Below are 2,243 nucleotides of genomic sequence, written 5' to 3' on the forward strand. Positions count from 1 at the left end.
GCGGCCCAGCAAGCTCGACCCGTTCGCCGACAAACTGGCAGCCTGGCTGAAGACCGAGACCTCGAAGTCGCGCAAGCAGCGGCGCCCCCTGACGCAGCTACATGCCGATCTGGTCGCACTGGGGTTTACCGGCTCCTACAACCGGGTTGCTGCCTTCGCCCGTGAATGGCGCGCAGAGCGCCAGCGAGAACAGCAGACAACGGGACGCGGCACTTTCGTTCCTCTGACCTTCCGCCCGGGTGAAGCTTTCCAGTTCGACTGGAGTGAGGATTATGCCGTGATCGGCGGCGAGCGCACCAAACTGCAGGTCGCGCATATCAAGCTGGCACACAGTCGGGCATTCCTGGTTCGCGCTTATCTGCTGCAAACCCACGAGATGCTGTTCGACGCCCATTGGCATGGGTTCCGGGTGTTCGGTGGCGTGCCGGAGCGTGGGATCTACGACAACATGCGGACGGCGGTGGACCGCATCGGCAGGGGTAAGGAGCGCCAGATCAACATGCGCTTTCTCGCCATGGCCAACCACTATGTCTTCGAGCCGGAGTTCTGCAATCCGGCATCGGGTTGGGAGAAGGGGCAGGTCGAGAAGAACGTGCAGGATGCGCGGCCGCGCCTGTGGCAACCAATACCGAACTTCCCTGACCTCGCCGCGCTGAACGCCTGGCTCGAGCAGCGATGCCTGGAGCTTTGGCGGGAGATCCCGCATGGCCGTCTGGCCGGAAGCCTCGCCGATGTCTGGGCCGAGGAGCAGCCCGTGCTGATGCCGGTGCCGCCGGCCTTTGACGGGTTCGTCGAGCAGAGCAAGCGCGTCTCGCCCACCTGTCTGATCAGCTTCGAGCGCAACCGCTATAGCGTGCCGGCCTCCTTCGCCAACCGGCCTGTCAGCCTCCGGGTCTACCCCGATCGGCTCGTCGTGGCCGCAGAAGGGCAGGTTCTCTGTGAGCATGAACGGCTGATCCAGCGCTCCCATCATCTGCCACCCCGCACGATCTATGACTGGCGCCACTATCTGACGGTGATCCAGCGCAAGCCTGGAGCGCTGCGGAACGGTGCCCCCTTTGCGGAGCTGCCGTCAGGCTTCAGGCGATTGCAGGACCAGATGCTGCGACGACCCGGCGGAGATCGGGAGATGGTCGATATCCTCGCCCTGGTCCTGCAGCATGACGAGCAGGCGGTGTTGGCCGCAGTCGAGCTGGCTCTGTCCGATGGGGTGGCCACCAAGACCCATGTGCTGAACATCCTGCACCGCCTGATCGACGGCAAGGCCATCGACAGTCCAACCATCGATACGCCGCAGGCGCTGCTCCTGCGCCGCGAACCGAAGGCCAATGTCGAGCGCTACGACGACCTGCGCGCCTGCAGCACCGGAGGTCGTCATGCGTCATGATCCTGCCAGCGGCGCAGTCGTCATCATGCTGCGCAGCCTGAAGATGCATGGCATGGCTCAGGCCGTCACCGATCTCATCGAGCAGGGCGCGCCCGTCTTCGAGGCGGCCGTGCCGATCCTGACGCAGCTCCTGAAGGCCGAGGTGGCCGAGCGCGAGGTGCGCTCCATCGCCTATCACATGAAGGCCGCGCGCTTTCCGGCCTACAAGGATCTGGCGGGCTTCGACTTCTCGGCCAGCGAGATCAACGAAGCCACGGTGCGACAGCTCCACCGCTGCGAGTTCATCGACGGCGCGCAGAACGTCGTGCTGATCGGCGGCCCCGGCACCGGCAAGACCCATGTCGCCACCGCCCTCGGCATCCAGGCCATCGAACACCATCGCCGAAAGGTCCGGTTCTTCTCCACCATCGAACTCGTCAACGCGCTCGAGCAGGAAAAAGCCAGGGGCAAAGCCGGACAGATCGCGGAAAGCCTGACCCGGCTCGATCTCGTGATCCTGGACGAACTGGGCTATCTGCCCTTCAGCGCCTCGGGCGGTGCGCTGCTCTTCCATCTTCTGAGCAAGCTCTATGAGCGCACCAGCGTTGTCATCACCACCAACCTGAGCTTCAGCGAATGGGCCAGCGTCTTCGGCGATGCCAAGATGACCACCGCGCTGCTCGATCGCCTCACCCACCGCTGCCACATCCTTGAAACAGGAAACGACAGCTTCCGCTTCAAGGCCAGCACCGCCGCAGCCACCCGAAAGAAGAAGGAGGGTGCCCATGCCTTGACCCAGACATGACCCCAGCCGCATGACTAAAGGTGGGTCACTTCTCGATGGAAAACCCGGGTCAGTTCCGGGTGGAAATCAACA

General features: G+C 63.9%; 2 protein-coding genes. Both read left to right on the forward strand.

All coding sequences use genetic code 11. From position 1 onward, the window contains the following. Positions 1 to 1,387: IS21 family transposase (gene istA, locus BLQ03_RS17570; protein ID WP_090757580.1), on the forward strand; the 1,387-nt coding region annotated here is incomplete at its 5' end. Beyond that, positions 1,377 to 2,171, forward strand: coding sequence for an IS21-like element helper ATPase IstB (gene istB, locus BLQ03_RS17575; RefSeq protein ID WP_090757581.1), 795 nt, complete (start codon positions 1,377 to 1,379; stop codon positions 2,169 to 2,171). The genes istA and istB, both read left to right, overlap by 11 nt. The last annotated feature ends 72 nt before the right edge of the window (positions 2,172 to 2,243 follow it).

Origin of the sequence: Paracoccus chinensis, from assembly GCF_900102885.1 — a bacterium.
Lineage (GTDB): Bacteria > Pseudomonadota > Alphaproteobacteria > Rhodobacterales > Rhodobacteraceae > Paracoccus > Paracoccus chinensis.

Coding starts and splice junctions, on each gene's coding strand:
- istB (WP_090757581.1), top strand. CDS start 1,377: ATGCGTCATGATCCTGCCAGCGGCGCAGTCGTCATCATGCTGCGCAGC.